The following is a 2,511-nucleotide window of genomic DNA, read 5'->3' as shown; positions in this document are numbered from 1 at the left end:
GTCGACGTAGGGCATGCCGGCGCGCTGCGCTTCTTCGCGAACGATGTCGCGCGCAGCACGCTTGGTGCCGACGAACAGCACGTTGCCTTTGTTGGACGCCAGCTTACGCACGAATTTCTGCGCCTCCTGGAACATCGGCAGCGACTTCTCCAGGTTGACGATATGAATCTTGTTGCGATGACCGAAAATGAACGGGGCCATCTTGGGGTTCCAGAAGCGGGTCTGGTGGCCGAAGTGGACACCGGCTTCCAGCATTTGACGCATGGTGACAGACATTTGAATCTCCTAAAGGGTTGAGCCTCCACCCGCCAGCAGCCGCGCATCGCTTGCCCGGATGCGCCGCCACCCTTTAATGACAGGTGTGCGAATTTGTCCGAACCATTCCGGACAGCCCGCAATTCTAATTCGTCGAGGCCTTCATTTCAAGGAGGGCATCTGCCGGCGCACGGCCGCGCCGATGGGCGGACCATGCGGACGGCCCGTGCCCGGGCAGCCGGCACGTCGGGGTTTCTCTGGCGTACAGCGGGCACGCTGGCTAGAATGTGGCTTTAAAATTCCCGCCTGCCCGTTACATGACTGTCACCATCAAAACCGGCGCCGAGATCGAAGGCATGCGCATTGCCTGCCGTCTCGCCTCGGAAGTACTCGATTACATCGCGCCTTTCATCAAACCCGGCGTCACCACCGGCGAACTCGACCGGCTGTGCCACGACTACATGGTGAACGTGCAGGGCACCATCCCCGCGCCCCTGAACTATGCGCCGTCCGGCCACACGCCCTACCCCAAGTCGATCTGCACTTCGATCAACAACCAGGTGTGCCACGGCGTGCCGAGCGACAAGATCCTGAAGAACGGCGACATCGTGAACCTCGACATCACCGTGATCAAGGACGGCTGGCACGGCGACACCAGCCGCATGTTCGCAGTGGGCGAAGCGTCGATCCAGGCCAAACGGCTGATCCAGGTGACCTACGAAGCGATGTGGGTCGGCATCGTCCAGGTGAAACCCGGCGCGCGGCTCGGCGACGTCGGCCATGCGATCCAGCGTTTTGCCGAAAACCACGGCTACAGCGTGGTGCGCGAATTCTGCGGCCACGGCATCGGCCTCGATTTCCATGAGGAGCCGCAGGTGCTGCATTACGGCAAACCCGGCACCGGCCTCGTGCTGGAGCCCGGCATGACCTTCACCATCGAACCGATGATCAACGCCGGCCGCCGCGACATCCGCCAGATGCCGGACGGCTGGACCATCGTCACCAAGGATCGCAGCCTGTCGGCGCAATGGGAACACACGGTGCTGGTCACCGACAGCGGTTACGAAGTGCTGACCGTCTCGGCAGGCACCCCGGCGATTCCCGATCGCGTCCGCCACGCCGCGTGAGCGTCCCGCCGTTCGCCGATCTGCGCGAGCGGCTCAAATCCGGCCGCGCGGCGCTGGCTGCGGCCTATCTTGAAAAACCCGTCGTTTCCCGCTACCTGACGCGCCACGCCGCTCTGGTGGACGGCGTGCTGGCGGAAATCGGCACCCGGCTCGCGCTGCCCGCCAGCTTCTGCCTTGCCGCCGTCGGCGGCTACGGGCGCGGCGAACTGTTCCCCGGTTCGGACGTGGACGTGCTGCTGTTGCTGCCGCACGAACCCACAAGCGGGCAGCAGGCCACGCTGGAAAGCTGGGTGCAGGCATGCTGGGACGTCGGACTGGAAATCGGCCACAGCGTGCGCACCGTCGAGGCCTGCATCGGCGAGGCCGACGCCGACATCACGGTCGAAACCAATCTGCTTGAAGCACGCTTCCTGTGGGGCAGCCGTCCGCTGTTCGAGGAACTCGAACAGCGCTTCCGGGCACGCTTCAGCCCGCAGCGCTTTTTCGACGGCAAGCTCGCCGAGCAGCAGGCGCGCCACGCCCGCTTCGACGACAGCGCTTACAAACTCGAGCCCAATCTCAAGGACAGCCCGGGCGGCCTGCGCGATCTGCACATGATTCACTGGCTGGCGCAGGCCTGCGGCATCGCCGGCGGCTGGAACGGCATCGCACGCGCCGGGTTGCTGACCCAAGCGGAGGCGCAGCGCATCGCGCGCGAGGAACGCGCCCTGTCGGCGCTACGCATCCATCTGCACCTGCTGGCGAGGCGGCGCGACGACCGCCTCGCCTTCGATTACCAGACTGAGCTCGCTGCCCGCCTGGGACTCGCCGCCACCGCGCACAAGCACGCGGGCGAACGCCTGATGCAGGGCTATTACCGCGCGGCCAAGCTGATCCAGCGCACCAACGACATCCTCATCCAGTCATTGCGGGTACGGCTGTTTCCGGTGACTGCGCCGCCCAGCCCGATCGACGCCGACTTCCAGCTGCGCGCCAACCTGCTCGAAGCGCGCGCCGCCGACTTGTTCGAACGCAAGCCCGATGCCCTGCTGCGCGCCTTCATCCTGTATGCCCAGCATCCGGCGCTGGCCGGGTTCGAGCCGGCCACGCTGCGCGCGCTGTGGCGCGGCAGCATCCGCATCGATGCCGC

3 protein-coding genes are annotated in these 2,511 nt (G+C 65.5%); 2 read left to right on the top strand and 1 reads right to left on the bottom strand.

What is annotated here, in order from left to right:
• On the bottom strand, positions 1-276 hold a 276-nt coding region (gene rpsB / locus Q0L94_RS11670), incomplete at its 3' end, for a 30S ribosomal protein S2 (RefSeq protein WP_296753448.1).
• Between the two features lie 296 nt (positions 277-572).
• Between rpsB and map the strand changes: the two genes are divergently transcribed.
• Complete coding sequence (gene map, locus Q0L94_RS11665; protein WP_296753446.1) at positions 573-1,382, top strand: type I methionyl aminopeptidase; 810 nt, start codon at positions 573-575, stop codon at positions 1,380-1,382.
• The coding region (locus Q0L94_RS11660; protein ID WP_296753444.1) for a nucleotidyltransferase domain-containing protein at positions 1,379-2,511 on the top strand (1,133 nt) is incomplete at its 3' end. The genes map and Q0L94_RS11660, both read left to right, overlap by 4 nt.

The sequence above is a fragment of the Thiobacillus sp. genome, from assembly GCF_024708915.1.
Note: the sequence above shows the minus strand (reverse complement) of the source record. Positions and strands in the feature narration are given on the sequence as shown.

What these genes read in the sequence shown, in the direction of transcription:
- map (WP_296753446.1), top strand. Translation starts at nt 573, where the DNA reads ATGACTGTCACCATCAAAACCGGCGCCGAGATCGAAGGCATGCGCATT.